The sequence below is a fragment of the Krasilnikovia sp. MM14-A1259 genome, assembly GCF_047159535.1.
Taxonomy (GTDB): Bacteria; Actinomycetota; Actinomycetes; order Mycobacteriales; family Micromonosporaceae; genus Actinoplanes.
In genome coordinates, this window is the sequence record NZ_BAAGAJ010000002.1 from 4,143,913 (window position 1) to 4,170,312 (window position 26,400).

Sequence of the window (26,400 nt, forward strand, 5' to 3'; positions counted from 1 at the left end):
GCGAGACGATGGGCTCGCCGGGCCCGGAAACTGCCGCTCAGTGACCGCGACGGACCGCCGATCAGAAGGACGCCAGGGATGGCGCGCCAGCAGGGCACGGATCGGCCCCGGACTTCCCACACTCGGAAGGTGCCGTGAAGAACAAGAACCTCAGCAGGTTCGCCGTACCCGTCGGGGTCATCGGCATCATCGTGATGATGGTCGTGCCGCTGCCGACCTTCCTTCTCGATCTCCTGATCGCGCTGAACATCACCGCCGCGCTGCTGATCCTTCTGGTCAGCATGTTCGTGCAGAAGCCGCTGGACTTCTCGTCCTTCCCGGCGATCCTGCTCGTGGCGACATTGTTCCGATTGGCGCTCAACATCAGCGCCACGAGACTCGTTCTCCGCGACGGTGATGCCGGCAAGGTGATCCACGCGTTCGGCAGCTTCGTGGTCGGCGGCAGTCTCGTCATCGGCCTGGTCATCTTCCTGATCCTGATCATCGTGCAGATCGTCGTGGTGACCAAGGGTGCCGAGCGGGTCGCCGAGGTCGGCGCCCGGTTCACCCTGGACGCCATGCCCGGCAAGCAGATGGCGATCGACGCCGACCTGAACGCCGGCCTGATCGACGAGGCCGAAGCCCGCAAGCGCCGCGCCGAGGTCGCCGCCGAGGCGGACTTCTACGGCGCCATGGACGGTGGCTCGAAGTTCGTCAAGGGCGACGCCATCGCGGCCATCATCATCACGGTCATCAACCTGGTCGGCGGCTTCGCGATCGGCATGATCCAGAACGGCATGTCCCCGGCCGACGCGATGAACCAGTACAGCCTGCTGAGCGTCGGCGACGGCCTGGTCTCCCAGATTCCGGCCCTGCTGCTCTCGGTCGCCACCGGCCTCATCGTGACCCGCTCGGCCACCACGGGCGACATGGGCACCAGCGTCAGCCAGCAACTGAGCCAGAACAAGCTGGCCCTGCGCATCGGCGGCGGCGCGGCGCTCGCGCTGTGCATCATCCCCGGCCTGCCGAAGATCCCGTTCCTGCTGGTCGGCGCGGCCGTACTGATCATGGCCCAGCGGGTGAAGGACCCGGAGCCCGAGGCCCCGGCGATCACCGCCGACGCCGACAAGCCTTCGCCGGACTCCCCGGACCAGCTCATGGGCGAGATGCGGGTCGACCCGCTGGAGCTGGCGCTCTCCCCGGATCTCGTCGACCTCGTCGACGCCGGCGGCGGCGACCTGCTCGACCGGGTCCGCGCACTGCGCCGCAAGATGGCGCTGGAGCTGGGCATCGTCATGCCGCCGGTGCGTACCCGCGACGACCTCGACCTGCCGCTCTCCTCGTACGCGATCCGGATCTCCGGGATCGACGCCGGCACCGGCCAGGCGCCTCCCGGCACGGTCCTGGCGATCGGCGACGGCCTGCAGGCCCTGCCCGGCCGGGCCGGTGTGGAGCCGGTCTTCGGGCTGGCGGGCAAGTGGGTTCCGGCCGAGCTGCACTACCAGGCCGAGCTCTCCGGTGCCACGGTCGTCGACCGGGCCTCGGTGGTCATCACGCACCTGGCCGAGATCGTCCGGAACAACGCGAGCCGCCTGCTCGGCCGCGAGGACGTGCGGGCGCTCACCGAGACGGTCAAGCGCACCCACCCGGTCGTGGTGGAGGAGCTGACGCCCGCCCTGCTCAGCCTCGGTCAGATCCAGCGCGTGCTGCAGGCACTGCTGGACGAGGGTGTGCCGGTCCGCGACCTGGTCCGCATCTTCGAGGCGCTGTCGCTGCGGGCGAAGGTCTCCGTCGAGCACGACGGCCTGGTCGAGGCCGCCCGGACCGCACTGGGCCCGGCCGTCGCCGCCCAGTACGTCTCGCAGGGCCGGCTCACGGTCATCACGCTCGACCCCATGCTGGAGCAGGGTCTGCTGGAGTCCCTGCGGCCCAGCGAGACGGGCGCCTTCATGGCGATCGACGGCATGCGTGCCGAGAGCATCATCAGCGAGGCCGGCCGCCTCGTCGAGGGTGCCGAGCAGCAGGGTCTCACCCCGGTGCTGGCTTGTTCCCCCCAGTTGCGGCTTCCGCTCATGCGGCTGCTGCGCGCCGGCAGCCACAAGCTGCAGGTGCTGTCGTACTCGGAGATCTCCGGTTCCACCGCGCAGATCGAGACCATGGGGGTGGTGAACGGTGCCTACGCGGGTGTTGCTTGAGGGACCAGCCATCGAGCCGCTACTGGCCCAGGTGCGGGAGGAGTACGGCTCCGGCGTCCGCATCATTTCAGCGGACAAGGTGCGCAGCGGCGGCTTCGGCGGCTTCTTCGCCAAGCAGCACTACGAGCTGGCCGTGGAGGTGCCGGACCCCGAGGACCGGCCCGGCGGCCGGGCGTTCCGGCGGCCGGCGGCCGCGACGGAGGAGCCCCAAGGCCTGGAGCAGCTCCTGGAACGCGCCGAGTCGCGCGACCGGATCACCCAGGGCCGGACCGCGGTCGCGGGCTTCAGCGACGAGGACCTCGCACAGCCCGCGGGAGCGGCCGGCAGCGGCGCCGCGTTCGCGCAGCTGATGGCAGGGCTGGACAAGGCCGAGGCGGCCTCCGCCCGCCAGGCGGCCCAGGAGCGGCCGCAGGCCCAGACGGTACGGCCGTTCCGTCCCTCCGAGGCGTCCGGTTCGCCGGTCAACAACGGCGGCCTGCGGGGCCCCACGACGACCCGGCCGGGCGCGGCCGCTGCCGGGCTGGGCGCCACGGGTACGCCGTCCGGCGCGATGGGCGGCGGCCGCGGCGCCGCGGTCGGCATGGGCATGCCCTCGGCCGAGAACCCGGCGGCCGTGCGGCCCCTGCCGCCGGTGCCCAGCCTGGCCGAGCTGATGGGCGGCCTCGGCATGTCCGAGGACGAGAACGTCAGCTTCGAACCGCGCACCCCGGTCCCCAGCTCGGTGGTCCCCGCCCGAACCACAGCCGCCTCCTCGTCGGTCGCCACGGTGTCCTCGACCTCGACCGCGTTGCGCCCGGTGCAGAGCGACCCCGTGGTGATGAACCTGATCTCGGTCGGCATGCCGGAGCAGCTGGCCGCGCAGATCACCGGCGGCGACACGTACGCCGGGGTGCTGTCCGTGCTGGCCCAGCGCCCCGCCGCGCCGGGCATCCCGGAGGCGCCCGGCGACATCCTGGTCGTGGCGGGCGAGGTAGCCCACGCGATCGGCATCGGCAAGCAGCTCCTGCAGGAGATCGAGCTGGACGCCAACCACCTGCTGTACGCCGGACCGTCGTCCGCCGGGACCGGTCTGCACTCGTCCCGCGTGATGCACACTCCCGCGCAGGCCGCGGCCCGCGCCGAGAAGCTGCAGAACGCGGAGAACGCATGGGTGGTCGTCCTGGACACCCCGGTCGGGGACACCGATCCCATCTGGGTCAACGACATGTGTGACGCGCTCGGCGCCACCGCGGTGTGGGCGGTGGTCGATGCGACGCGCAAGACCCCGGACTCCGCGCGGCACCTGCGTACGCTCGGCGACGTCGAGGCGCTCGTGGTGCACAACGTGGAGATCACCACAGACCCGGCCACCGTGCTGGGCCTGGAGGTGCCGATCTATTCGTTGGACGGCCGCCCGGCCAGCCCGCACGCGTGGGCGGCGATGCTGTGCGCCCGGATCGCATCCGACATCGTGCCGATGGCCGCGGCGCCCCGCCGCGCCCGGGGACGGTAACGAATGCTCCGTCCGGCCGTTCTGCTGTTCGCGCTGCTGATGAGCGCGCCCGCGGTGTACCGCTACGTCACGGACGAGGTGGACATCACGCAGGTGCTGATCCGGTTCCTCATCGCCGTACCGATCGCCGCGCTGCTGCTCGCCGGCCTGCGCTTCGTCACCGCGGGTTACGGCAAGACTGACGAGGAGAGCCCGGACGCGGAGACGGCGGCCGAGCCTGCGGTCAAGCCGGCGGCCAAGCCGGCGGCTGAATCTGCGGTCAAGCCGGCGGCTGAGCCTGCGGCCGGCGCGACCAAACCCGCACCGGGCGGTACGCCCGATCCGGAGTCGGCCGAGCAGCCGTCCTGACGCCGCGGCATCCGGCCGGATCCAGAGTTGGCGGCGCCGGCTGTCGGAGGCGAGATGGCACTCTGCGAAACCGGCAGCCGGCGCGGATCAGGCGATCGACAGCGAGAGCGTGCCCTTGCCGTATCGGGCCACCTCGATGTCCAGGTCGAGGCGTTTGCCGAGCGCCAGCAGCTGAGCGCGGGCATCGTTGGGCAGGTCCATGCCCGGGTAGATGACCTGGTAGAGCTTGACGCGCGGGGCGCCCTCCACGTTGCTGAACACGCTGCTCAGGACGTTGCAGAGCTCGAAGACGTTCTCGGCGATGTTCGGGAGGAGTTTCTCCATCTCGATGCTGTCCTCGGCCGCGCCGGCTGGCAACAGACCGAGGGCGGCGCCTGCATTGGCCGCGAGGCCGAGCTGCATGGCAAGCACCGCGTACATCTGCTGGGATGCGTCCGTGTAGATGGCGATGGTCGCGGTGGGTAGGTCCGCGGCGCCGAGCGGGTTACCGGAGCTGACGGCGACCTCACGGCCGAGGAGGTCCTCGAAGAGATTGCGGATGGCGAGCGAGCCAGGAATAACCGAGGTATCGGACATGACCACATCATCCCAGGATCGGAGTGAACACCTCGTCGAATTGCTCCGCTGTGAATGGCTTGACGATGAAAAACGCTGACCCCGCCGCCGTGGCCTCGTCCTGCATCTCTTGCGTGCACTCGGAAGTCACGAAGCCGAACTTCACGTTGTTGCCCGCGGCACGCAGCTTGCGCAGAACCTCCACACCGGTCATCTCCGGCATGTTCCAGTCGGAGATGATGAGGTCCGGCTTCTCGCCCTGTGCCATGTCCAGAGTCTCTTTGCCGTCGGACGCCTCAATGAGGTCGTGTCCGTCGAAGCCCGCCTGACGGAGGGTACGGGTGACGATCTGCCGCATGACCCGGCTGTCGTCGGCGATCAGAATCTTCACGCCTCGCCCTCCTTCTTGACGTCGTTGCGGCTCTGCCACATCGAAATGGACACCGGCTCGCCGCCCCACTGCCCGTACAGACCGGTCACGCGCTCGGCGGCCGGGTACTTCGTGGTCGACTCGGGTGCGAGCACGACCTGCGGCAGCGACAGCAGCGCACCGGTCGGCAGCATGGCCTTCACGTTGCCACCGACGATGTTCGCGAGCTCACCGAGCACGTCGGTGAGGTCTTCCTCGCTCACCTCGTCCGGCTCCATGGCCAGGAACGCGGCGGCGGCACGGCGCGCGGCAACGAGGGAGGTGGCGTACACGACGTGTCCGCTCCACGACCCGGTGATGGAGACCGAGGAATGCACCTCGCACACCTGCGTGGCATCCCCGGTGGCGACGAGCGGGTCGACGCCCTCAGGGTCCAGGTACGACATCCAGACCTGCTCGACCATTTCGGCGAGCTCGGACTCGCTCACCACAACATCGACGCTCATGAGGTAGCTCCGGTGGGGACAAGGCCCAGCAGGGCCAGCTTCTCGATCATTGCGCCCTCCGTGAAGGGCTTGATGACATACTCGTGGGCGCCAGCGGCCAGCGCCCGTACGATCTGGCTCTGTTCACTCTCGGTCGTGACCATGACCAGGGTCATTTCCCGCAGCCGCGGATCCGAGCGGACCTTCGTGACGAATTCCAGCCCGTTCATGTTCGGCATGTTCCAGTCGATGAGGGCCAGCTCAGGCACCTCTTCCATGCCGTTGAGCAGGTCCAGGGCCTCCTGGCCGTCACCCGCCTCCACCGCTTCGAAGTTCAGCTTCGCGACGATGCGCTTCAGGATCATGCGCATCGCGCGAGAGTCGTCGATCACCATGGCGCGCATCGCGTGCTCATCCCCTCTTGGCGGTACCCGCTGGCACCGCGGCTCGGATTTTGTAGGCAGACGTCCGACCGGCCGCTACCCGTTCGTAGTTGTCATCGATCCCGATCGTCGTCTCCGCGGCGCCGAGGAACAGCCATCCGTCGGGCCGCAGCAGCTTGGCGACGTTGTGCAGCACCGACTTCTTCGTTGCCACGTCGAAGTAGATGAGCACGTTGCGAAGGAAGATGACGTCGAACTGCGGCATCGTCGGCAACGGAGCGGTCAGATTCATCAGCCGGAACGACACGTTGCGTCGCAGCGTCGGCGCGACCCGCCAATGCGTGCCTATCCGGTCAAAGTACTGCACCAGCGTGGTGGCAGGCAGTCCGCGGTTCACCTCGACCTGGCTGTACTCACCCTTTTCGGCCCGACCGATCATCTCGGTGGAGATGTCGCTGCCGAGAATCTCGTAGCCCCACCCGCTCGGCAGAGCCTCCTGCATCGTGATGGCCAGGCTGTACGCCTCCTGCCCGCTGGAGCTGGCAGCCGACCAGACCCGCAGCTTGCGGGCACTGGCCCGGGCCTGCACCAGCTCGGGCAGGACCACCTCGGTCAGGGCCGTGAACGGTTCCCGGTCGCGGAACCAGGACGTTTCGTTCGTGGTCAGCGCGTCCACGATGCGCTGCTGGTCGGCGACGTTCGGGCGGCGCTGCAGGCCCGCCAGGAACTCCCCGACACTGCCCGCACCCAACTGCCGGGCGACCGGGATCAGCCGTGCTTCCACCAGGTACTCCTTACCCGGTGCGAGCACGATCGCCGCCTCCCGCTTGACCAGCTGGGACACGAACGCGAAGTCCGACTGAGACAACGTCATCGGGCCACCGCCGCGGAACGTCCGACCTTCAAGCGGCTGAGCAGGGCGGCCGGGATCCGGTCCAGGGGCAGCACCTCGTCCGCAAGGCCCGCAGCTACCACCGCCCCGGGCATGCCCCACACCACCGACGTTCCCTCATCCTGCGCCAACACCTCGGCTCCCGCCTCCTGCAACAACTTCGCTCCGACTCGTCCGTCGTGCCCCATTCCGGTGAGCACCGCCGCGTACGCGTTCGCGCCGTACACGTCGGCGACCGAGCGGAACATCACGTCGACCGCCGGACGGCACGAGTTCTCCGGCGGTGCACTGCTGAGCTGCGTCACGATCGCGTTGCCCCGGCGATGCAGCACCAGGTGCCGATCGCCCTGGGCGATGTAGACCGTGCCCGCGGTGATCTCCATCCCGTCGACGGCCTCGACGACGTGCAACGGGGTACTGCGATCCAGCCGCTCCGCGAACATGCGCGTGAACACCGGAGGCATGTGCTGGGTGACCACGACCGGCACCGGCAGGTCCGACGGCAACGCCATCAGCACCTTGGTCAGCGCGTCCGGTCCTCCGGTCGAGCACCCCACGGCCAGCACGTCCACCCGGCCCGGGGGCCGCCTGCGCGCCGGCGCGGCCGGACGCGACAGCGGCGGGACTGCAAGCCGGCTCGGGGCCGCCGGACGGCCGGCACGCGGCGGCGCCGCACCCGGACGGGCCGGGGGCGGCGCGGGACGGGCCGGGCGCTGCCAGCCGGCCAGCGCCAGGATCTTCGGCACCAGCTGTTCGCGTACGGCAGCGATGGACTGGGCGATGGACCCGACGTTCGACGGCTTGGTGACGTAATCCGTGGCGCCCGCGGAGAGCGCCTCCAGCGTGGCGCTGGCGCCCGCTGCCGACAGCGTGCTGAACATGATGACCGGCAGGCGTGGGTGCCGCTTGCGCAACTCCCGGACCGCCTCGATGCCGTTCATCTGCGGCATCTCGATGTCCATGGTCACGACGTCGGGTTTGAGTCGGTCGATCTTCGCCTGGGCCAGCAGGCCGTTCGCGGCGGTGCCGACGACCTCGATGTTCGGGGAGTCGCCGAGGGCGTCCACGATGAGCCGGCGCACGACGACGGAGTCGTCGACGACGAGCACGGAAATCATTCGGGCCACCCCCTCTCACCCCAGCCAGGCCGGTCCGAGCGCCGCGATCACCGGCGCGAGCAGCCGGTGTGCCGTGGCGGTGTCCAGCAGGTCCTTGACCACCAGCGCCTGCACGGCGCCGCTGAGCATGTTCCAGATCCCGCCGGCCCGGTCGGACAGCGGGATCGCGGCGATGTCGATCGCCTGGACCAGCAGCAACTGCGCCGCCGCGGCCGTCTTGACCCGATCGGACAGGTACGCCGCCCAGGACGCCGAATGCACCGCGGGCGACCAGCCGCCCGCGTTGCGCCGGGCATCCTCGGCGGACTGCACCAGCCGGTTCAGGTCGGCGGGCCGGATCGAGCGCAGCCGGTCCAGCAGCGACGAGATCGCGTAGTGGTACGGGCCCAGGTCGATCGGCGCCCCGGTCGGCAGCTTGCGCACCGCGGCGACCCAGCCCGCGCCGAGCATCCGGCGGGTCTGCTCGTCCAGCACCTCACGCAGGTAGCTGGCGACCGCGGCGTCGCACAGCAGCGCCGTGGCCGCCGCCGCGGCCTCGCTCTGCGTCGCCTCCCGGCCGGTGCCCTGCCACGTCCACGCCATCACGTCGTAACGGATGCAGGTGAGCAGAGCGTCGACCGAGCCGATCGGCGCCCGTTCGATCAGGGCGAGAGAGCCGGGGTCGTCGGTGCCGACCCCCTTGAGGGTCGGCAACCGCCGTGCCGCGCTCTCCACCTCGACCCACAGGGGGCCGCGCACCCCTTCGTCGGGCAGCCGCTCCGCAAGCACCGGCAGGTCCCCGAGCTGAAGCTTCAGGGCACGCAGGAGCACCTCGGCAGTGGCTGACCCGCCGCCCAGGCGGGTCAGGTCGAAGCCGAGGACAGGAGCGCTGACCAGGCTGTACATCAGGTGGTGGCTCGGTACGTGTCGACGGCCTGGTTGACGTCCAGGGCCAACATGAGCCGCCCGTCGAGCTTGAACGTGCCCACCACCAGCTCGCGGGTCGGTCCGCTGAGCGTGTCCGGCGGCGGTTCGAACGCCTCGTCCTCGAGGTCCACGACCTCGCCGATGCGGTCGACGAGCAGGCTGACCGGTTCACGCTCGCCGCTGCCGCGGATGATCACGTTCATCACCGGGCCCTCGAGCGCCTGCCGGTTGAGGCCCAGCTGCACCCGCAGGTCGACCGCGGCGATGACCTGGCCACGCAGGTTGAACAGCCCGCCGACGGCCGGCGGGGCCAACGGCACGGGGGTGTACTCGTTGTACGAGAGCACCTCCTGGACGGTGTCCACCTCGACACCGAACAACTGGTCTGCCACCTCGAAGGTGGCGAACTGACGACTCGCCATGTCAGGCCTCCACCAGCATCTCGTCGGTCGTGTCACGGTAGAAGTTGGGGTCGGCGGCGAGGATCGCGCGCCGCACGTCCAGCAGTTCCGTGACCCGCTGCTGGATCACCGCGGTGCCGACCAGGCCGTCCTCCTCCGCGTCGCGGCGGGCGGTCGTCTCGTTCTCGGCGATGTCGACGATCCGGTCGACGACGAGCGCGACGCTGCGCGGGCCCTCGCTGTAGACCACCACCGGCACGGTGTCCCCTTCGGGTTCCTCGCTGTACGCCCCGAGCAGGCTCGACAGGCGCACCAGGGGCAGGATCTGCCCGCGGTATTGCACGACCTCGCGGGAACCGGCCTGCTCGATGCGGTCCCGCGGGAACTCCTCGAGACGGGTGACCGTGTCCAGCGGGATCGCGACCCGGCGTTCCCCGACCGCGGTGATGAGCAGGCGCTCGCCCCGATCGCCGGCGCCGACCGCGCGGGAGGCGCCGACCATGTTCTCCCGTTCGCCTTCCGCGCCCAGGTGGGAGCGGCGGGCAAGGGAGGAGATGTCGAGGATCAGACCGACCTTTCCGTCGCCGAGGATGGTGGCGCCGGCGTACAGGCCGATGTCCTTCAGGCGGCTGTTGAGCGCCTTGACCACCACCTCTTCGGTGTTCAGGACGCGGTCCACGACGAGACCGAAGCGGCGGCCGTCGGCCTGCAGCACCATGATGTAGACGCCCTGGTCGCTGCCGACCTCGAAGCCGAGCGCGCGGTCCAGCCGGACCAGCGGCAGCAGCTTGCCGCGCAGGCGGTACACCGGCGCGCCGGAGGCGTACTCGATCTTGGTGCTGTTGCCGTCGATGAAGACCAGCTCCAGCACCGCGACCTGCGGCACCACGTAGCGCTGGTCGCCGCAGTCGACCGTGAGGGCCTGGATGATGGCCAGCGTCAGCGGGATGGTGAGCCGCCAGACGGTGCCCTGGCCCGGGGTCGAGTCGACGCTGACCGCGCCGCCGATCCGCTCGATGTTGGTCTTCACCACGTCCATGCCGACGCCGCGGCCGGAGACGTTGGTGACCTTCTGCGCGGTGCTGAAGCCGGGCTGGAAGACCAGCGCCATGATCTCGCGCTTGTCCATGGTGGCGACCTGGTCGGCCCGGATCAGGCCGTTCTCGACCGCCTTCTGCGCGATCCGCTCGACGTTGAGGCCGGCGCCGTCGTCGGCCACCTCGACCGCGACGTGCCCACCCTCGTGGTACGCGCGCAGCGCCAGGGTGCCCTCCGGCGTCTTGCCGTTGGCGACCCGGACGTCGGCCTCTTCGATGCCGTGGTCGACCGCGTTGCGCACCAGGTGGGTCAGCGGGTCCTTGACCGCCTCCAGCAGGCTGCGGTCGAGCTCGGTCTCCTTGCCCTCCATGACCAGCTGGACCTGCTTGCCCAGCCCGGTGCTGAGGTCGCGGACGACCCGGGGCAGCTTCGACCAGATGTGCTCGATCGGCTGCATCCGGGTCTTCATGATCCCTTCCTGCAGCTCGCTGGTGATCATGCCGAGCCGCTGGGCGCTGCGCACGAGCCCGGAGTCGCCGAGCTCCATCACACCGCGGACGAGCTGGTTACGTGCCAGCACCAGCTCGCCGACCATGTTCATCAGGTTGTCCAGCAGGTCCACGTCCACGCGGATCGCGGAGTCCGCGACACTGCGCTTGGGAGCCTGGGTCTGCAGCGCCTCGGAGACCGCCGCGGGGGCCGCCTTGCCCTCCTCCAGCAGGATCGTGCCGAGCTTGCGCTCATCGCCCTCCAGCTGCTGCTGCAGGGCCGAACTGACGTCCGACGGCGACGACGCACCGGTCTCGACGAGAATCTCGCCGAGCGGCTTGCGCTGTCCTTCGACGGGCGCGGGTGCCGGGCGTACCGGCTTCGTTTCCTCCAGCGGAACCGGCGTCTCGGCCGGCGCCTCCGCCTCGACCGCGGCCGGAGCCGCCTCCAGAGCCGGGGCCTCCGTCTGCATCTGGGCGTGCACGGAGGCGATGATCCCGTCGACGTTGATGTCGCCCTCGGAGCCGCGGTGCTCGATCGCCGCGAGCAGCGAACGGACGCCGTCGATCGTGGCCAGCAGCGTGGTGATGGTCTCCGGGGTGACCGGCTGCACGCCGTCCCGCAGCCGGGACAGCAACGACTCGCCCGCGTGCGCCAGCGTCTCGAGCCTGCTGAAGGCGAGGAACCCGCTGGTGCCCTTGATCGTGTGGATGGCCCGGAAGATCCGGGCGATCAGTTCACGCGAGCCGGGGCTTTGCTCCAGGGCGACGAGGTCCCGGTCGATCTGGTCGAGATTCTCATGGCTCTCCATGAGAAATTCGCCGACGATCTCGCCAAGGTCTTCCACGGCCTACCTCCTGCTCGGGCTTCCTGATCCCTCATCGACTCCCGGGGCCCCCACATGAGAACACCGCACCCGGTGCCCTCAGACGAATCAGCTCTCGCCTCCGGGGCGCCGGTATCGATAGCCGAATCCGCGTACGGACTCGATCGGTGATTCGTCCGGATCCGACCAGCCGAGCTTGCGGCGCAGCCGGAGAACCGCGAACTTCACCCGCTCCTGACCGATTCCCGTGGGGTCATCCCACGCCTGGGTCAGCAGCTGGTTGGGCGACAGCACTGCTCCGGCATGCCGGACCAGCGCGTTGAGGAGTCGAAACTCGGTCGGAGTGAGGCGCTTCTCGTCGCCCTTGACGTAGACACGGCGCTTGGTGGGGTCCAGGTGCACGAGCCCGTCGTCGTAGATCTGACTGGCCCAGCTGTTCTGCCCGGACGACGAGCGGCGCAGCAGCGCCTCGACGCGGGCCAACAGCTCGTTGTTGGCAAACGGCTTGGTCAGGTAGTCGTCGGCGCCCCCGCGCAGGCCGCGGACCTTCTCGGCCTCCTGGCCGTGGGCGGTCAGCACCAACACGGGTACGTCGGACACGTCGCGCAGCCGTTCCAGCACCTGCCACCCGTCCATCTCGGGCAGGCCGACGTCCAGCACGACCAGGTCGGGATGCTCCGCGTACGCCTCCTTCAGGCCGGTACGCCCGTCCCCGGCGTGCGCCACCTCGTAGCCCGCCCGGCTGAACAGCAGCCGTAGGGCGAGCGCGATGTCCGGGTCGTCCTCGACGACCAGGAGGCGGCTCATGCCCTCATCCCCATGGCGTACACCCCCGCTGTGCGTCGGCAGACGCGGCTGTCCCGGCCCGCCAGGCGCGGCGTCGGTCAGCGTCGTGGCATTCGGCCCCCGGCGACCGTGGAGCGATCGGTCCGACTCCGCCGGGAGAAATCACCCCACGATAGCTAGACAAACGTCACCGGGTTGGTCGTATGACGACCTAGTGGTTCATATACGGACAGTCACAGTTTAGCGTTCTCGTCCGCCTTCGGGGCAGGTCCGCGCGTTTCCGCCGTCTTCGACCCCAGGCCCCTCAGCAGGCATGTCCCGTCTCGGCACGCGCAGCACCGCCGATCACCCGGCCGGACAGATACTCACCCAGCGTCCTCATACTTGCGGCCGCGGCAATCCCACCAGGCTGACACGGACGCCGCCGACGAACACCGCGAACGGCGAAAGATGAGACAAACACTCCACACGCCCGGTCCGATAGCCAAGGGGGCGATTGGCGCCCACCCGTGGACCCGGAGGCAGAACGTGTTCCATTCCGCCGTACGCAAGCTTGCCGTGCTCGCCGCCGCAGCGCCGCTCGCGCTCGTGGCACCGGCACCCGCCCATGCCGGCAGCCCCGTCCCGGCGATCATCGCCGCGCGGCTCATGGCCCAGCTGCCGGTACCCGCCCGGCAGCTGATGTCGCAGCTCGTCACGAAGACGAACCAGCAGCGGTGGGCGGCCGGGTGCGGGCTGCTCGGCGTCGACCAGGAACTGATCATCGCGTCCGTTCAGCAGAGCGAGCACATGGCACTCACCGGCGACTTCAACCACGTGTGGCTGAACGGGTCGACGTTCGTGAGCCGGTCCCGGTCCGCCGGCTATCTCCAGCCGACCGGGGAGAACCTGGCGTTCGGCTACACCACCGCCGACCAGGTCATCGCGGCCTGGATGGCCAGCCCCGACCACCGCGCGAACATGCTGGACTGCACTGCCCGTTCCATCGGCACCGGAGTCACCTTCTCCGCGGACGGCACGCCTTACTACACCCAGCTCTTCGGCCGGATCTGATTCCGCCGGATCTGATTCAGAGAGCGCAGTTCACCAGGACCGGTTCGGGGTGCAGCTCGACCCCGAACCGATCGCGCACCCCGTCGCGGATCTCCCGGGCCAGGCCGAGCAGCGCCGCCGTCGTGCCGCCGCCGCGGTTGGTCAGCGCGAGTGTGTGCTTCGTGGAGATCGCCACGCCGTCCCGGCCGTACCCCTTCGGGAAGCCGGCATGCTCGATCAGCCAGGCCGCCGACACCTTGACCGCACCCTCGTCCCCCGGCCAGTGCGGCGGCTCGGCACGCTCGCGCAACGCCGCCCACTGCGGCGCGGACAACACCGCGTTGGTGAAGAAAGACCCCACCGACCAGGTGTCGCGATCCTCGGCGTCGAGCACCATGCCCTTGCCCGCGCGCAACTTCAGTACGGCCTCGCGGGCCAGCGCCTGAGGCACCCGCGCGCCCACCTCGACGCCGAGCCCGCGGGCCAGTTCGGCGTACCGGATCGGCGCGGAATCGCCCGAGACCGCCAGCCGGAAGTCGACCTCCAGCACCACCCAGCGGTCGGTGTGCTTGAAGATGCTGGACCGGTACGCGAACCCGCACTCCTGCGGGGTGAACGCCCGCACCTCGTCGGTGACCCGGTCGTACGCGTGCACCGCGACGATCGTCTGGGCAACCTCCTGGCCGTACGCCCCGACGTTCTGGATCGGGGTCGCGCCCGCGCTGCCAGGGATGCCGGACAGGCACTCCAGCCCGGAAAGGCCCTCGGCCACCGTACGGGCGACCACGTCGTCCCACACCTCACCGGCGGCCACCCGCAGCACCGCGTGCGTCGCATCCCGGGACACCACCGTGGCCCCGGAGGTGCGCAGCAGCACCACCGTCCCCGGGAACCCCGCGTCGCCCACCACCACGTTGCTGCCCCCGGCCAGCACGAACACCGGTTCGTCCGCGGCGGTCGCGGCCCGGACCGCCGCGACGGCGTCGTCGGCCCGGTTCACCACCGACATCGCGCCCGCGGGACCACCGAGGCGTAGCGTCGTGTACGCCCCCAGCGAACGCGCGTCTGCCGGGGATGCGGTGGTCTGCCGGTCAGCACTAACGTCAGGCACGACGTTCACCCTAGGGCTCGCAGGCCCGGGGTGCCTCACGCGGTCCGGTTGAGCGGAGATTCCGATGAACAGGCTGCACGCGACGAAGGACTTCTGGCTCTCCGCCCTGCGCGCCGACGGCCCCGCGCTGCAGGAGGCCGTCACGGAGGCGGGCCCTGACCTGCCGATCCCGTCCCGCCCCGGGTGGACCACGGCCGATCTCGTCGAGCACCTGACCACCGAGCTGCGCTGGGTGCGCGAGCACACCCCCCGAGGCGTCACCGACCGGCCCGTCGACCCGGGGCCGCACGACCCGCGCCCGGTATGGGCGGAGGCGCTGGACGGGCTGCGCCGCGAGCTCACCGGCACGATCGAGACGCTGGACGCGGTCGACGCCGAGCTGCCCGCATGGAACTGGGCACCCCAGCCGAAGAAGGCCGCGTTCTGGCAACGCCGGACGGCGCACGAGATCGCACTGCGGCGCTGGGACGCCGAGGCCGCCGTGGGCCGGCCCACCGCGGTCGAGACCAAGCTGGCCGCGGACGGGATCAGCGAAGTGCTGGACACCTTTCTGCCCGCCGGGCGGCGCACCGGCCCGACCGACGTGCACGGGGTCGTGCACCTGGTGGCCACGGACGCGGGCTACGACTGGTTCGTCCGGCTCCGCGGTGCCGGGGTGGCGCTGCTGGACACCGGCACGATCCTGGACTCCGACGATCACCACCCCCGGGCGCAGGCGGGCGGCACCGCGAGCGACCTGCTGCTCGCGCTCACCGGCCGCCGTACCACCGACGCTCTGGTCACCACCGGGGACCCCCGCCTCATCGCCGCGCTCCAGGTGGGCTGAAGCGGTTCCGGATCCGGTTCCGGAACCGCCGCACACCGCAAAGGGCGCCCTGGTGGCCGTACGCTGTACCGGTTAAGTTGGGCCGCGTGGGCGGCGGGCAGGAAACGGTGAGGCGGATGACAGCCACGGTCTCGTCCCAGTCGGCGACGGCAGCCGGCGGCGCCCCGGCGGAGGCCGGCCCGCGCTTCCCGGAGGGGTTCGTGTGGGGCGCGGCCACCGCGGCGTACCAGATCGAGGGCGCCGCGGCCGAGGACGGTCGGGGCCCCTCGATCTGGGACACGTTCAGCCGTACGCCGGGGCGCGTCGTGGCCGGGCACACCGGCGACATCGCGTGCGACCACTACCACCGGTACGCCGACGACGTGGCGCTGATGGCCGAGCTGGGCCTCGCGTCGTACCGGTACTCGATCTCGTGGCCGCGGATCCAGCCCGACGGCACCGGCCCGGTCAACACCCGCGGGCTCGACTTCTACGACCGCCTCACCGACGAGTTGCTGGCCAAGGGCATCGACCCGGTGGTCACGCTGTACCACTGGGACCTGCCGCAGACGCTGCAGGACCGGGGCGGCTGGACGGTCCGCGAGACCGCCGAAGCGTTCGCCGAGTACGCCCGGATCGCGTTCCGCCGCCTCGGCGACCGGGTGCAGACCTGGACCACGCTGAACGAGCCGTGGTGCTCGGCGTACCTGGGGCACGCCAGCGGGCGGCACGCGCCCGGGGTGACCGACCCGGCCGCCGCGTTCGCCGCGGTGCACCACCTGCTGCTCGGGCACGGGCTGGCCGCCCGGGCCCTGCGAGCGGGCGGGGCGGAGCAGGTCAGCATCACGCTCAACCCGACCGCCGTGTACCCGGCCGACCCGGACAGCCTGGCCGACGTCGAGGCGGCCCAGCTCGTCGACGGGCTGCACAACCGGATCTTCCTCGACCCGCTGCTGCGCGGCCGCTACCCCGTCGACATCATCGAGCACATGCGCCACTTCACCGACCTGGCGTGGCTGCGCGACGGCGACGAGCAGCTGATCAACGCGCCGCTCGACGTGCTCGGGGTGAACTTCTACCAGCCCACGTACGTTTCCGCGCAGCCCGGCGCCCCGGCCGCCGCGGACAGCCCCGGCACCGAGGGCATCGCGTTCCGGGACCCGCTCGGCCCGGTGACCGACATGAACTGGCAGATCGAGCCGGCCGCGCTCACCCGCCTGCTGGAACGCATCCACCGCGACTACCACGGCATCCCGATGTTGATCACGGAGAACGGGGCGGCGTACCCGGACGGTCCGGGAGCGGACGGCGGCGTCCACGACCTGGACCGGATCGCCTACCTGGATGGCCACCTACGCGCCTGCCACGAGGCCCTGTCCTCCGGTGTTGACCTTCGGGGATACTTCGTGTGGTCTTTGATGGACAATTTCGAATGGGCGGAGGGCTACGCCAAACGCTTCGGCATCGTGCACGTCGACTACACGACCCAGACGCGGGTGGTCAAGGACAGCGCACGGTGGTACCAGGAGGTGATCAGGCGTAACGGTTTGGCCGGCCGCGCCCGGGCGGAGGAGTGAGCTGAATGGTGACGCGGGAGCGGCCGACCCTCGAAGCGGTGGCGCGACGCGCCGGTGTCTCCCGGGCCACGGTGTCCCGCGTCGTCAACGGCTCCACCACGGTGGCCGCCTCGATCCGCGACGCCGTGAACCAAGCGGTCGCGGAGCTGGGCTACGTACCCAATCAGGCGGCCCGCAGCCTGGTCACGCAGCGGACGGAGTCGATAGCGCTGATCCTGCCGGAGACCGCGAGCCGGGTGTTCTCCGACGACATGTTCTTCCCCGCGGTGATCCGCGGCGTCAGCACGGAGCTGGAGGCCGCCGACAAACAGCTCGTCCTCATGATGGCGGGCTCCGCGGCCAGCCACGACCGCGTCGAGCGGTACGCGATGGCCGGCCACGTGGACGGCGTCATGTTCGCCTCGATGCACGGCGCCGACCCGCTGCCCGGCACTCTCGCCCGGCTCGGCATCCCGGTGGTCTGCAGCGGCCGCCCCATGAGCCCCACGGTGAACGAGGTCCCGTACGTGGACGTGGACCACTTCGGCGGGGTGGCGGCCGCGGTCCGGCACCTGATCGGCACCGGCCATCGCCGGATCGCCACCATCGCCGGGCCGCAGGACATGATCGCGGGGGTGGACCGGCTCGCCGGCTACCGGGCCGTGCTCAACGAGGCGGGGCTGCCCGAGCACGTCACCACGGGTGATTTCACCCGCGAGTCGGGCGTCCAGGCGATGCACCGGCTGCTCACCGAGGACCCCGAGCTGGACGCAGTGTTCGTCGCCTCGGATCTGATGGCGCACGGCGCCCTGCAGGCGCTGCGGGAGTTCGGCCGCCGGGTGCCCTCGGACGTCGCCGTGATCGGCTTCGACGACTTCGAGATCAGCCGGTACAGCGACCCGCCCCTGACCACGGTCCGCCAGCCCATCGTCGACATGGGCCGCACCATGGCGAAGTTGATGCTCGCCCTGGTCGACGACCGTACCGAGGTGGCCGGCTCGGTCGTTCTGCCCACCGAGCTCGTGGTCCGCGACTCCGCCTGATGCGCACTCGCCGGTGCTAGGGCTGGGCGGACTCGATGGGCAGTCCCAGCGACCGGCGGGCCAGCAGCGCGGCGCCGGCGACCGCGGCCGGCATGAGCAGGACCGCGCCGAGCGGGAGCAGGAAGCAGACGAACACCGCGACGCCGAAGCCGAGCGCCAGCGGCCGGTTCCGGCGCAGCGCCGCCCGGCGCTGCGCGAGCCGCTGCCCGCGCCGCTGGAACGGCACACCGGTCAGCTCGACCGCGAGCAGCCATCCACCGATCGCCGCGCCGATCACCGGCACCACGGTCTGGCCCACGAACGGCAGGAAGCCGGCCAGGAACAGCGGGACGCCGAACAGCACCGACAGGGCGATCAGTCGCAGCGAGTCGACGAGGCTGCGGCCCAGCGAGCGCCACCACGGCACGTCGACCTCGTCCGGGACCCCGCCGAACCGCTGCTCGACCAGGCCGGAGATCTTCTCGTAGAAGGGGTCGCCGATGAGCAGGGTGACCGCGGTGAACGTCAGCACGCCGATCAGGCCGCTGAGGCCCAGCACCGCGATGCCGGCGAGCACCCGGAGCAGATCGCGCCAGCCGACAGCCCAGTCGTCCGCGAACCACGTGGCCGCGTGAGACAGCTCCGGCAGGAAAGCGATCAGGGCGATCAGGGCCGCGGCGTACAGCAGGCCCGCGATGACTGCCGGGATCAGGCCCAGCGCCATCAGGCGCGGGCTGCGCAGGCACAGACCCAGACCGCGGGCGAGCAGGGTCGCGCCGAGGACGAACTCCCGCACCGGCCCTCCCGGCCCAGCGGGATTCCGGCCGGTCGGGGCGGCCCCGCCGGCCGGGGCGACTACGCCCGCCGCGTCGCTGCCACCCACCGCCGCGGTCCGGGGCCCGTGCGCGTCTTCTGTCACGATCCGGCAGCTTAGGACCCGGACACCAGGCCACCCGCCCCGAGCCCCGCGGGGGTGCTCGGGGACGGCGACGCGGACGCGGTGATTGCCGGCACGGTCGGATCAGCCGGGGCCGGCGGCGTGACGGTCATCGACGGCCGGGCGCGCCGGGGCCGCGAGGTGGCGGGCACCGGTGCGCTCACCACGGCGCGCCGCGGCGTACGGCTGACCGTGGGCGCCGCCGTCCGGGACGGCCGCTCGGGCCATTCCACCGCCGTGACGGACTCGGGGGTGGCGATCCGGCTCGGCGCCGTTCCGATGACGCCGTTGCCCGCGGGGGCGGACGCCGGCACCGGTCCGGCGGGCGACGGGCCGAGCGCCCATCCGGCGGCGACGGCGAACGGCAGCCCGACGAGCACGACGCCGATGAAGATCGATTTGGGGGAGAGCCGCACGGATTGACAATCGTTCCGCGGCCCGAAAGGTTACGGCGTATCCACAGCTCAATGGGCGTTGAGGAACGTGGAGATCCGCTCACGCAGGTCCTGACGGTGGGTCCACAACACCGCCGGGTGGTCGTACACGTGGAGCTCGGCGCCGGGCAGGCAGGCGGCGACCCGCTCGGCCACGGCCGCCGGGTGCACCTCGTCGCCGGTGCACCCGAGCACGAGCGCCCGCCCCTCGAACGCCCGCAGTGCCCGCTCGTCCGGCACCGCCGGGGCCGGCCAGAGCGTGCCGAGTTCGGGGGCGAGGCCGTCGCGCCGCAGCTGCTCGACCCGCTGGCGCACGTACGCCCGTCCGGGCGGGGTCGCGCGGATGACCAGCGGCAACTCCGAACCGACCGCCTCGGCGAGCGCCGCATCACCGACCCCCGCGGCCTGATGCCCGACCCGAAGAGCGGCCGCGTCGCCTGGGTCGCCCAGCGCGGCGAGCAGCCGTTCCAGCCGCGCGCGGGCGGCGGGTGGACGGGTCCCGTCCAGCGGCGCGGGCAGGAACAGCACCACGCGTGCGAAGCGGTCCGGTTGCTGCGCCAGCAGCCGGCACAGCGCGGCGGCACCCATGCTGACGCCGACCGCCCGGGTCGCGCCCGAGAGGTCCGCGACCGCGGCGAGGTCGGCGGCGAGGTCGGCGAAACTCCACGGCCCGGGCGGCGTGTCGGAGCGGCCGTGCCCGCGCTGCTGGAAGAAGACCCGGCGCCCGGCGACGGCACTGCCGAGCGGGCGGGTGCCAGCGATGTCGCCGGCGAGGCCGTGGGCGAACACCGTGACCGGGTCCCCGGCGCCGGTCACCAGCCGCTCCAGGCGTACGCCATGGGCGGTCTCGATCAACTCGGTGGACGGACCCGGCAGCGGGCCGGACCGGGAAACGGCCGGCTGCGGGCCGGGGTGCCGCGGGCCGGTTACCAGAATCCCTTGCCGTCGGTGAGGTCGCGCAGGCCGGGCCGGACGTCCAGAAGGTAGATCAGGGCGGCCGCGATGCCGATCAGCCCGAAGATGCCGATGGGGCCGCTGATCAGGTACGTCAGCACGAGGCAGACCGCCAGGATGGCCACCCACGCGCCCTTGGGAAGGGTGCCGATTGCGGGGAACCCGTCACCGCGCTGGGTGATGCAATGCACGAGGGCCACGCCTTGCACGATCAACGACATGATCAGGACGACCAGGTTGATGCCGTCGACGACGTCCCGGTAGAAGATCGGTGCGGTGGTGGCCATGGCCCGAGTCTATGCTGCGGGCCCCGGCCGAAGCCGGGGCCCGCGGTTCGTCACTTGACGGCGGGGCGGGTCCGCTTGGTGGCGCGCGGCTTGGGCTCGTCGGCGGCAGCGGCCTCGACGGCCTTCGGCGCCTCGGTGGCCTCGATGTCGGCGTTGACCACGTCCGCGGCCTCGACGACGCCGGAGCCCACGACACGCTCGCCGCGGGCGACCAGAGCGGAGTACGCGCTGACCGCACGCTCCTGGGCGAGCTGGGCGAACGCGACCGCGTTGCTGGCAGCGTCGCTGCGCAGCTTGTCGAAGTCGGTCGCGGCGGCCTTCTCGCGCAGCGTGCCGGCCTTGGTGTTGGCGTTGGCGATGGCGGGCTTCAGGGTCGCCACGGCACGGTCGCTCAGCTCGCTGACCACGGCGGGCAGCTTGCGCAGCTGCTCGTACGCGAGGTCGCCGGCGCCGGCAGCGGCGTACAGCGGGGTGGGGATCTTGGTCTTGGTCTGCTCGGTCATGTCGTCTCCTCCGACTTGGTCCTGGGCGGGGGCGCTGCGCCGTCCTCCACGACCGCGACGTCCTCGAGGACCGCGGCCAGGTCGCCGCCCTCCCCGGCGGACATCTCCGCGGCCGTGGCCGGCGCGTGCCGGGCGTTCTCGTTGCGGAACGTCTCGTAGATCTGGGACAGCGACTGCTTCTGCGCGATGGTCAGCTCGGGGTCGACCGCGATCGCGGCCAGCACCCCCTGCTGGCCTTCGCCGTCGAGCAGGCCGGCGCGCAGGTACATCGCGGGGGTCGAGACCCGCAGCGCGCTGGCGAGTTGCTGAAGCACCTCGGCGCTGGGTTTGCGCAGGCCACGCTCGATCTGGCTGAGGTAGGGGTTGCTCACCCCGGCCCGCTCGGCGAGCTGCCGGAGCGAGATCTTGGCGGTTTGCCGCAGGTCGCGGATGAATCCACCGATGTCCTGCGGCAGATCCTTGGGTGTGGCCATGTCCCTGACGTTAGCCGCGGGTGCTAGCTGCTGCAAGCAAACGCTTGCAGCAGCTAGCGTGAATCACCTCACTGAGTTACCGCGCCGCCGCGGCCCGTCACCAGGCCGCCCGCACCTCGCCGACCGGTTCCCCACCGCCCAGCACGGGCACCTCCGGTACCGGCGCGTCCACCCCGAGGCGGCGCAGCGCCGAACGCAACAGCGGCATCCGGGCCCGCGGCGCCCCGTCGGAGATCTTGAACGCGACCGCGCCCACCCCGGGAATCGCCACCGCCTGCACGCCCTCGGCGCCCCCCTTGGCGAGCAGGCCCGGCGACCCGGCCATCAGCAGGGTGTCGTCACCGCCCGTGCCGTGCACCAGCTCGGGGTACGCCCGCATGGCATCCGCCACCCGCCGCTCCATGCTGCCCGGCTCCGCCTCCACCAGGCGCAGGAAACACCGCGCCAGCGCGGTCAGCGAGAACGCGAACACCGGCGCCCCGCAGCCGTCCACCCCGGTCGCCGCGATCGGCTCGCCCACGAGACCGGCCACCGTCTCCGCCAGCGCGACCTGCAGCGGATGCCCGGGCTCCCGGTACGACTCGACCGGCCACCCGTTGACCACGCAGGTCGCCACCATGCCGGCGTGCTTGCCGGAACAGTTCATGAAGATCCGCTCCGGGCAACCGCCCGCACGCAGCACCGCTTCGTGCTCCGCCGCCGCGGCCGGCATCGCGGGCGGGCACCCGAGCGCCTGCTCGGTGAGACCCGCAGCGGCCAGGATCTCCCGCGCACGGTGCACGTGGAACGGCTCACCGAGGTGACTGCCGCTGATCAACGCCAGATCCGCGGCCTCCCGCGGGCGCAGCCCGGCGCGGAGCATGCCGACGGTCTGCAGCGGCTTGTTCGACGAACGGGGGAACATCGGCGACGTCACGTCCCCACCGCTGTCCTTCACCTCCCCTGCGGCGTCCACGACCACCACGGACCCGTGGTGCACACTCTCGACGAAACCGGACCGCACGACCTCCGCGAGAATCATCGGGCGGGGATGCCGAGCAGCTCCCGCGCCTCGGCCGGGCTCAGCGGGGGCCGCTGGGCGAGCTGGGCGAAACCGACCGCACGCGCCACGAGCTGCATGTTCGACTCGACCGGCTGACCCTTCGCGTACGTGACCGTGTCCTCCATACCGACCCGCAGGTGACCGCCGGCCGACAGCGACGCCAGCATGACCGGGATCGTGCTGCGGCCGATGCCCGTGGCCGAGAACGTGGTGCCCTCGGGCAGGTCACGCACCGCCTGACGGCAGGCCACCAGCGCCTCCGCGGTGCCCGGCATGCCGCCCGGCACGCCCATCACCAGGTCGACGTGCACGTGCCCGCCGAACGGCAGCCCGTACGAGCTGAGCAGGCGCTGCAGCGTGGTGAGCTGGCCCAGGTCGAAGATCTCGTACTCGGGGACGATGCCGCGCTCCTGCATGCGGGTGTGCAGCTCGACGACGAACTCCCAGCGGTTCATGAACACGTCGTCGCCGAAGTTGACCGTACCCATCGTGCACGAGGCCATCTCCGGCCCCGCGTCGAGCACCGCGAGGCGGTCCGCCTCCGGGTCGGTCACCGATCCGCCCGAGGAGAGCTGCACGATCAGGCCGGTGGACTCGCGCAGGCCCGCGACGGTCGCGCGCAGCCGGCCCTGGTCCAGGGTGGGCTTCGCGTCGTCGTCACGGATGTGCACGTGGATGATGGCGGCGCCGAGCGCCTCGCACTCCTTGGCGGTGGCCACGAGTTCGTCGAGGGTCACGGGCAGCGCGGGTACGGCCGCCTTGCTGCTCTCCGCGCCGGTGGGCGCGACGGTGATGAGGGTCCCGGTCATGCCCGCGATCCTGCCACGTGGGACGGGGCCGGGTCGCACCTACCGCAGCTCAAGAGTTGCCTCAGTCCGGGTCGACGGCCGCCGCGGACTCGGCGACCTGCAACCGGGCGTCGTCCTGGACGTTCCGTTTCAGCACCGCCAGGGCGATCATGCCCAGTTCGTGGTGGCGGACCGCGGTGCCGACGAAGCCGACCGCGCGGCCGTCCAGGGTCACCGGGGTGCCCTGCGCGGGCGGATGGTCCGTGGCCACGCCGTCCAGGTGCAGCAGCACGAGGCGGCGCGGGGGACGGCCCAGGTTGTGCACCCGCGCGACCGTCTCCTGACCCCGGTAGCAGCCCTTGTCCAGGTGCACCGCGGCGGCCAGGAACCCGGCCTCCGCCGGGATCGTACGGTGGTCGGTCTCCCACCCCAGCCGCGGGACGCGGTGGGCGACCCGGACCGCCTCGTACGCCCACAGCCCAGCCGCGGGCACGTCCAGCGCTGCCCGGGCCGCCGCCAGCTCGGGGCGGCGCACCAGCAGGTCGACGCCGAGCGGGACCCGCCGGGCCAGCCCGTACGCGAACTCGCGGACGTCGTACTCGGCGGTCGGTCCCGCCGGAACGGCCCCCTTGGCGAACTTGGCGTCCGGCACCTCGGCGACCCGTGGCGCGGCGAGCCCGGTCACGCCCAGCCGGGCGACGGCGTCGACGGCGTCCGGCCCGACCAGCGACAGCACCGCCAGCTCGGCGGTGGCGTCGCGCGGTTCCACCTTGGTGAAGAACCGCATCGACTCCAGGTACGCGAGCAAGCCCGCCCCGCTGCCCGGCTCGGTGTCCAGCCACGCCGTGGAGCCGTCCTCGGTGACCAGCGCGTGCTGCTCGATGTGACCGTGCGGGGACAGCACGAGCAGCTCGGTGCCCTGCCCGGCGTGCAGGTCACTCAGGTGCTGGGTGGTGAGTGTGTGCAGCCAGCTCGCCCGTTCCGCACCGGGGACCGCGACGACCTCGCGATGCGAACGGTCGACCAGGCCGACCGCGGTGTCGAGCAGGCGTTGCTCGCGCATCGGGTCGCCGTAGTGGGCGGCGACGCCCGCGTCGAGGGAGCCGGGGGTCAGATCCTCGACCATGATCATGGGAGCTCCTTGCAGTCGCCGCAGACCCCGAACAGCGAGACGTGCCCGACGTCGACGCGGAACCCGCGTTCGTGCTGCAGTTGCCGGGTCACCGGCAGCAGCACCGAGGGGTCGGCCTCGCCGACCGACCCGCACCGGCGGCAGACCAGGTGCACGTGCTGGTCCTCGCCCGCGGGGTGGTAGGTGGGCGAGCCGTGCGACAGGTGGGTGTGGTTGACCAGGCCCAGCTCCTCGAGCAGTTCGAGGGTGCGGTAGACCGTGGTGATGTTGACGCCGGCCGCCCGTTCGCGCACGGCGTGGTGGATCTGCTCGGGGGTGGCGTGGCCCAGCTCGTAGACCGCCTCCAGGATCAGTTGGCGTTGCGGGGTCAGCCGCAGGCCGCGTTCCCGGAGCTTGTCGGCAAGCGATGGGGCGGTCACGGTATGAGCATAGTTCGACGTGCCGATACGCTCCGCCCGTGGCGCAGCGCATCGTGATCGTCCCGGACGGCGGCCCGCTGCCGCCCGGCATGCCGCTGCTGCGCGGCGACGACCGCGGCGTGCTGCACGGCGAGGGAGTCTTCGAGACGCTGCACCTGCGCCCGGACGGCCCCTGGCTGCTGGACGCCCATCTGGACCGGCTGGCCGCGTCAGCGCGGCTTCTGGAGCTGCCGCCACCCGACCGTGACATGCTGCGCGCCCTGGCTCTGGCCGGGGCGGATGCCTGGACCGGCGGCCCGGAGGGCGCTCTGCGGCTGGTCGGCACGCGCGGCCCCGAGGACGGCACGCCGACCTGGTACGCGACCGTCTCGGCCGTACCCGGATCGGTGGTGCGGGAACGGCGCGGCGGGGTCCGCGTCGTCACCGCGGACCTGGGGGTTTCGGCGCGGCACCGGCCGCCGTGGTCGCTGGCCGGGGCGAAGTCGCTGTCCTACGCGACCCAGCTGGCCGCCCGCCGCTGGGCCGTCCGGCAGGGCGCGGACGATCTGCTCTGGCTGTCCTCCGACGGGTACGCCCTGGAAGCGCCGACGGCCAGCCTGGTGTGGCTCGCCGGGAACACCCTGTGCACCGTGCCGGCCGCCCGGACTCCGATCCTGCCCGGGACCACGGCCGCCCATCTGCTCTCCAGGGCGGGCGAGCTGGGGCTGCGGGCCGAGCCCCGGATGATCACCGGGGCGCGTCTGCCGGGCGTGGACGCGCTGTGGCTGGCGTCGTCACTGCGCGGTCTCGCCGAGATCCGCGCGCTGGACGGCACGGCACGACCCGCCTCACCGTGGACGTCACGGCTGCTGGACCTGCTCGGCTTCCCTGCCTGAGACTGCCCAGACAGCTCAGCCGCCGATGCGCAGCAGCCGGGCGGACATGTGCGGCTCCAGGCCGCGGCCCTCGGCGGCGACCTCCTGGGCGTACAGCAGGGCGCCCTCGACGATGCCGAACAGCCGGTGACCCGCGGTCACCTCCTTGGCGGTGGGTGAGCGGACGATCGCGTCCGCCTCCATCTCCAGCCGGGTGCCGGTCACCTTCCCGAGGTACAGCTCCATGATCCCGGTTGGGGTGCACATGGTGGCTTCCATGTCGTCGGTGGCGCGCCCCTCGGACGTGGTCACCGGGCGCCACCATCCGGTCTCCCGGTTCGCCATCCGGACCGGCTGCGAATCGTCGTCGAGGATCCACGCCCGCGAGTCGTAGTGCAGGAACGGCCGCCCGTCGTGGCTGATCCGGATCTCCTGGGCGAAGTTGAAGTCCTCCACACCGGGAAACCCGCCCTGGCCGCGCCCGCGCCACAGCCCGATGAACGGCAGCAGCCCCAGCAGCGCCGGGTGCAGGTCCGGCCCGGAGCGCAGATCGTGGGTGTCCTCGTACGGGTACGGCTCCACCGGCGGCGCGTTCAGCCAGGGCGGCGGGCCGAGCGGATTGTCGGCGGCCTTGTCGTTGCTCACCAGCGTCCCCTTGCCATCCGCACCGCCAGGTAGCCCAGGCCGCCCGCCAGCGCGCCGAACCCGGCGACCAGCAGGCTCACGAATCCGATCTCGGTAACCATGACCCGGTCATCGTAGTCATCATCGGGCGCGCCTAGGCTGAC

At 71.5% G+C, this 26,400-nt stretch carries 31 protein-coding genes; 8 read left to right on the forward strand and 23 right to left on the reverse strand.

Features of this window, described 5'->3' with window-relative positions; all coding sequences use genetic code 11:
- Positions 1–134 precede the first annotated feature (134 nt).
- From flhA to ACMCNK_RS18650, 3 genes are read left to right on the forward strand one after another with little or no spacing between them, the layout of a single operon-like run.
- A complete protein-coding gene (gene flhA / locus ACMCNK_RS18640; RefSeq protein ID WP_412737681.1) occupies positions 135–2,174 on the forward strand; it encodes a flagellar biosynthesis protein FlhA in 2,040 nt (679 codons plus the stop codon).
- A complete protein-coding gene (locus ACMCNK_RS18645; RefSeq protein WP_412737682.1) occupies positions 2,152–3,666 on the forward strand; it encodes a hypothetical protein in 1,515 nt (504 codons plus the stop codon). The genes flhA and ACMCNK_RS18645 overlap by 23 nt, the downstream gene beginning before the upstream one ends.
- 3 nt (positions 3,667–3,669) lie before the next feature.
- Positions 3,670–4,014 (forward strand): hypothetical protein, encoded by a 345-nt coding sequence (locus ACMCNK_RS18650; RefSeq protein WP_412737683.1) that lies wholly within the window; start codon positions 3,670–3,672, stop codon positions 4,012–4,014.
- An 87-nt stretch (positions 4,015–4,101) separates the two neighbouring features.
- Here ACMCNK_RS18650 and ACMCNK_RS18655 read toward each other — a convergent pair whose 3' ends face one another.
- The 10 genes from ACMCNK_RS18655 to ACMCNK_RS18700 form a co-directional block, all read right to left on the reverse strand.
- On the reverse strand, positions 4,102–4,590 hold the full coding sequence (locus ACMCNK_RS18655; RefSeq protein ID WP_412737684.1) for a hypothetical protein: 489 nt from the start codon (positions 4,588–4,590) through the stop codon (positions 4,102–4,104).
- A gap of 7 nt (positions 4,591–4,597) precedes the next feature.
- Positions 4,598–4,960 carry a response regulator gene (locus ACMCNK_RS18660; RefSeq protein ID WP_412737685.1) on the reverse strand — a complete coding sequence of 121 codons (363 nt, stop codon included), beginning with the start codon at positions 4,958–4,960 and terminating at the stop codon, positions 4,598–4,600.
- Positions 4,957–5,445: a chemotaxis protein CheX gene (locus ACMCNK_RS18665; protein WP_412737686.1), complete on the reverse strand. Its 489-nt coding sequence runs from the start codon at positions 5,443–5,445 to the stop codon at positions 4,957–4,959. Before ACMCNK_RS18665 ends, ACMCNK_RS18660 begins: the two co-directional genes overlap by 4 nt.
- The gene (locus tag ACMCNK_RS18670) at positions 5,442–5,828 is read right to left on the reverse strand and encodes a response regulator (RefSeq protein WP_412737687.1); all 387 of its coding nucleotides are present in this window, start codon (positions 5,826–5,828) and stop codon (positions 5,442–5,444) included. The genes ACMCNK_RS18665 and ACMCNK_RS18670 overlap by 4 nt, the downstream gene beginning before the upstream one ends.
- A 7-nt stretch (positions 5,829–5,835) precedes the next feature.
- Positions 5,836–6,681 carry a CheR family methyltransferase gene (locus tag ACMCNK_RS18675; protein WP_412737688.1) on the reverse strand — a complete coding sequence of 282 codons (846 nt, stop codon included), beginning with the start codon at positions 6,679–6,681 and terminating at the stop codon, positions 5,836–5,838.
- Positions 6,678–7,817 (reverse strand): protein-glutamate methylesterase/protein-glutamine glutaminase, encoded by a 1,140-nt coding sequence (locus ACMCNK_RS18680; RefSeq protein ID WP_412737689.1) that lies wholly within the window; start codon positions 7,815–7,817, stop codon positions 6,678–6,680. Before ACMCNK_RS18680 ends, ACMCNK_RS18675 begins: the two co-directional genes overlap by 4 nt.
- Positions 7,818–7,832: 15 nt before the next feature.
- The gene (locus tag ACMCNK_RS18685; RefSeq protein WP_412737690.1) at positions 7,833–8,702 is read right to left on the reverse strand and encodes a hypothetical protein; all 870 of its coding nucleotides are present in this window, start codon (positions 8,700–8,702) and stop codon (positions 7,833–7,835) included.
- Positions 8,702–9,145: a chemotaxis protein CheW gene (locus ACMCNK_RS18690; RefSeq protein ID WP_130509410.1), complete on the reverse strand. Its 444-nt coding sequence runs from the start codon at positions 9,143–9,145 to the stop codon at positions 8,702–8,704. The genes ACMCNK_RS18685 and ACMCNK_RS18690 overlap by 1 nt, the downstream gene beginning before the upstream one ends.
- Before the next feature lies 1 nt (position 9,146).
- Positions 9,147–11,498, reverse strand: coding sequence for a chemotaxis protein CheW (locus tag ACMCNK_RS18695; protein WP_412737691.1), 2,352 nt, complete (start codon positions 11,496–11,498; stop codon positions 9,147–9,149).
- 87 nt (positions 11,499–11,585) lie between these two features.
- Positions 11,586–12,284 carry a response regulator transcription factor gene (locus ACMCNK_RS18700; protein WP_412737692.1) on the reverse strand — a complete coding sequence of 233 codons (699 nt, stop codon included), beginning with the start codon at positions 12,282–12,284 and terminating at the stop codon, positions 11,586–11,588.
- 507 nt (positions 12,285–12,791) lie between these two features.
- Here ACMCNK_RS18700 and ACMCNK_RS18705 point away from each other — a divergent pair.
- Complete coding sequence (locus tag ACMCNK_RS18705) at positions 12,792–13,316, forward strand: CAP domain-containing protein (protein WP_412737693.1); 525 nt, start codon at positions 12,792–12,794, stop codon at positions 13,314–13,316.
- A gap of 16 nt (positions 13,317–13,332) precedes the next feature.
- Here the strand turns inward: ACMCNK_RS18705 and ACMCNK_RS18710 are convergent, their stop codons facing one another.
- Positions 13,333–14,406, reverse strand: a complete 1,074-nt coding sequence (locus tag ACMCNK_RS18710) for a UDP-N-acetylmuramate dehydrogenase (protein ID WP_412737694.1) — start codon at positions 14,404–14,406, stop codon at positions 13,333–13,335.
- A 64-nt stretch (positions 14,407–14,470) separates the two neighbouring features.
- Between ACMCNK_RS18710 and ACMCNK_RS18715 the strand changes: the two genes are divergently transcribed.
- From ACMCNK_RS18715 to ACMCNK_RS18725, 3 genes are all read left to right on the forward strand, one after another.
- Positions 14,471–15,232, forward strand: coding sequence for a maleylpyruvate isomerase family mycothiol-dependent enzyme (locus ACMCNK_RS18715; protein ID WP_412737695.1), 762 nt, complete (start codon positions 14,471–14,473; stop codon positions 15,230–15,232).
- A 116-nt stretch (positions 15,233–15,348) separates the two neighbouring features.
- A complete protein-coding gene (locus ACMCNK_RS18720) occupies positions 15,349–16,788 on the forward strand; it encodes a GH1 family beta-glucosidase (RefSeq protein ID WP_412737696.1) in 1,440 nt (479 codons plus the stop codon).
- A 5-nt stretch (positions 16,789–16,793) separates the two neighbouring features.
- Complete coding sequence (locus ACMCNK_RS18725) at positions 16,794–17,810, forward strand: LacI family DNA-binding transcriptional regulator (RefSeq protein WP_412737697.1); 1,017 nt, start codon at positions 16,794–16,796, stop codon at positions 17,808–17,810.
- Between the two features lie 16 nt (positions 17,811–17,826).
- On the opposite strand, the gene ACMCNK_RS18730 is transcribed toward ACMCNK_RS18725, so the two are convergent.
- The 10 genes from ACMCNK_RS18730 to ACMCNK_RS18775 form a co-directional block, all read right to left on the reverse strand.
- Positions 17,827–18,585 (reverse strand): EI24 domain-containing protein, encoded by a 759-nt coding sequence (locus tag ACMCNK_RS18730; protein ID WP_412740904.1) that lies wholly within the window; start codon positions 18,583–18,585, stop codon positions 17,827–17,829.
- Between the two features lie 134 nt (positions 18,586–18,719).
- Positions 18,720–19,142 (reverse strand): hypothetical protein, encoded by a 423-nt coding sequence (locus ACMCNK_RS18735; RefSeq protein WP_412737698.1) that lies wholly within the window; start codon positions 19,140–19,142, stop codon positions 18,720–18,722.
- 48 nt (positions 19,143–19,190) lie between these two features.
- On the reverse strand, positions 19,191–20,096 hold the full coding sequence (locus tag ACMCNK_RS18740) for an alpha/beta fold hydrolase (RefSeq protein WP_412740905.1): 906 nt from the start codon (positions 20,094–20,096) through the stop codon (positions 19,191–19,193).
- Positions 20,087–20,401 carry a DUF2516 family protein gene (locus ACMCNK_RS18745; protein WP_412737699.1) on the reverse strand — a complete coding sequence of 105 codons (315 nt, stop codon included), beginning with the start codon at positions 20,399–20,401 and terminating at the stop codon, positions 20,087–20,089. The genes ACMCNK_RS18740 and ACMCNK_RS18745 overlap by 10 nt, the downstream gene beginning before the upstream one ends.
- 50 nt (positions 20,402–20,451) lie before the next feature.
- The gene (locus ACMCNK_RS18750; RefSeq protein WP_412737700.1) at positions 20,452–20,904 is read right to left on the reverse strand and encodes a hypothetical protein; all 453 of its coding nucleotides are present in this window, start codon (positions 20,902–20,904) and stop codon (positions 20,452–20,454) included.
- Positions 20,901–21,377, reverse strand: coding sequence for a helix-turn-helix domain-containing protein (locus ACMCNK_RS18755; protein WP_412737701.1), 477 nt, complete (start codon positions 21,375–21,377; stop codon positions 20,901–20,903). The genes ACMCNK_RS18750 and ACMCNK_RS18755 overlap by 4 nt, the downstream gene beginning before the upstream one ends.
- A 97-nt stretch (positions 21,378–21,474) precedes the next feature.
- Positions 21,475–22,398, reverse strand: coding sequence for an asparaginase (locus ACMCNK_RS18760; protein ID WP_412737702.1), 924 nt, complete (start codon positions 22,396–22,398; stop codon positions 21,475–21,477).
- On the reverse strand, positions 22,395–23,228 hold the full coding sequence (locus ACMCNK_RS18765; protein WP_412737703.1) for a 3-keto-5-aminohexanoate cleavage protein: 834 nt from the start codon (positions 23,226–23,228) through the stop codon (positions 22,395–22,397). The genes ACMCNK_RS18760 and ACMCNK_RS18765 overlap by 4 nt, the downstream gene beginning before the upstream one ends.
- A 61-nt stretch (positions 23,229–23,289) precedes the next feature.
- Positions 23,290–24,339, reverse strand: a complete 1,050-nt coding sequence (locus ACMCNK_RS18770) for a YgfZ/GcvT domain-containing protein (protein WP_412737704.1) — start codon at positions 24,337–24,339, stop codon at positions 23,290–23,292.
- On the reverse strand, positions 24,336–24,758 hold the full coding sequence (locus ACMCNK_RS18775; protein WP_412737705.1) for a Fur family transcriptional regulator: 423 nt from the start codon (positions 24,756–24,758) through the stop codon (positions 24,336–24,338). The genes ACMCNK_RS18770 and ACMCNK_RS18775 overlap by 4 nt, the downstream gene beginning before the upstream one ends.
- Before the next feature lie 89 nt (positions 24,759–24,847).
- Between ACMCNK_RS18775 and ACMCNK_RS18780 the strand changes: the two genes are divergently transcribed.
- Positions 24,848–25,633, forward strand: coding sequence for an aminotransferase class IV (locus ACMCNK_RS18780; protein ID WP_412740906.1), 786 nt, complete (start codon positions 24,848–24,850; stop codon positions 25,631–25,633).
- A 15-nt stretch (positions 25,634–25,648) separates the two neighbouring features.
- On the opposite strand, the gene ACMCNK_RS18785 is transcribed toward ACMCNK_RS18780, so the two are convergent.
- Both ACMCNK_RS18785 and mtfM read right to left on the reverse strand, forming a co-directional pair.
- Positions 25,649–26,260 (reverse strand): heme-binding beta-barrel domain-containing protein, encoded by a 612-nt coding sequence (locus tag ACMCNK_RS18785; RefSeq protein WP_412740907.1) that lies wholly within the window; start codon positions 26,258–26,260, stop codon positions 25,649–25,651.
- Positions 26,254–26,358, reverse strand: coding sequence for a small membrane protein MtfM (gene mtfM, locus ACMCNK_RS18790; RefSeq protein WP_278044974.1), 105 nt, complete (start codon positions 26,356–26,358; stop codon positions 26,254–26,256). Before mtfM ends, ACMCNK_RS18785 begins: the two co-directional genes overlap by 7 nt.
- Positions 26,359–26,400 lie beyond the last annotated feature (42 nt).

Bases quoted from the DNA above. Each gene is read 5' to 3' on its own strand.
- ACMCNK_RS18650 (WP_412737683.1), top strand. From the start codon at position 3,670: ATGCTCCGTCCGGCCGTTCTGCTGTTCGCGCTGCTGATGAGCGCGCCC.
- ACMCNK_RS18655 (WP_412737684.1), bottom strand. From the start codon at position 4,590: ATGTCCGATACCTCGGTTATTCCTGGCTCGCTCGCCATCCGCAATCTC.
- ACMCNK_RS18665 (WP_412737686.1), bottom strand. From the start codon at position 5,445: ATGAGCGTCGATGTTGTGGTGAGCGAGTCCGAGCTCGCCGAAATGGTC.
- ACMCNK_RS18670 (WP_412737687.1), bottom strand. From the start codon at position 5,828: ATGCGCGCCATGGTGATCGACGACTCTCGCGCGATGCGCATGATCCTG.
- ACMCNK_RS18675 (WP_412737688.1), bottom strand. From the start codon at position 6,681: ATGACGTTGTCTCAGTCGGACTTCGCGTTCGTGTCCCAGCTGGTCAAG.
- ACMCNK_RS18680 (WP_412737689.1), bottom strand. From the start codon at position 7,817: ATGATTTCCGTGCTCGTCGTCGACGACTCCGTCGTCGTGCGCCGGCTC.
- ACMCNK_RS18685 (WP_412737690.1), bottom strand. From the start codon at position 8,702: ATGTACAGCCTGGTCAGCGCTCCTGTCCTCGGCTTCGACCTGACCCGC.
- ACMCNK_RS18690 (WP_130509410.1), bottom strand. From the start codon at position 9,145: ATGGCGAGTCGTCAGTTCGCCACCTTCGAGGTGGCAGACCAGTTGTTC.
- ACMCNK_RS18700 (WP_412737692.1), bottom strand. From the start codon at position 12,284: ATGAGCCGCCTCCTGGTCGTCGAGGACGACCCGGACATCGCGCTCGCC.
- ACMCNK_RS18715 (WP_412737695.1), top strand. From the start codon at position 14,471: ATGAACAGGCTGCACGCGACGAAGGACTTCTGGCTCTCCGCCCTGCGC.
- ACMCNK_RS18720 (WP_412737696.1), top strand. From the start codon at position 15,349: ATGACAGCCACGGTCTCGTCCCAGTCGGCGACGGCAGCCGGCGGCGCC.
- ACMCNK_RS18725 (WP_412737697.1), top strand. From the start codon at position 16,794: ATGGTGACGCGGGAGCGGCCGACCCTCGAAGCGGTGGCGCGACGCGCC.
- ACMCNK_RS18745 (WP_412737699.1), bottom strand. From the start codon at position 20,401: ATGGCCACCACCGCACCGATCTTCTACCGGGACGTCGTCGACGGCATC.
- ACMCNK_RS18750 (WP_412737700.1), bottom strand. From the start codon at position 20,904: ATGACCGAGCAGACCAAGACCAAGATCCCCACCCCGCTGTACGCCGCT.
- ACMCNK_RS18755 (WP_412737701.1), bottom strand. From the start codon at position 21,377: ATGGCCACACCCAAGGATCTGCCGCAGGACATCGGTGGATTCATCCGC.
- ACMCNK_RS18760 (WP_412737702.1), bottom strand. From the start codon at position 22,398: ATGATTCTCGCGGAGGTCGTGCGGTCCGGTTTCGTCGAGAGTGTGCAC.
- ACMCNK_RS18765 (WP_412737703.1), bottom strand. From the start codon at position 23,228: ATGACCGGGACCCTCATCACCGTCGCGCCCACCGGCGCGGAGAGCAGC.
- ACMCNK_RS18770 (WP_412737704.1), bottom strand. From the start codon at position 24,339: ATGATCATGGTCGAGGATCTGACCCCCGGCTCCCTCGACGCGGGCGTC.
- ACMCNK_RS18780 (WP_412740906.1), top strand. From the start codon at position 24,848: ATGCCGCTGCTGCGCGGCGACGACCGCGGCGTGCTGCACGGCGAGGGA.
- mtfM (WP_278044974.1), bottom strand. From the start codon at position 26,358: ATGGTTACCGAGATCGGATTCGTGAGCCTGCTGGTCGCCGGGTTCGGC.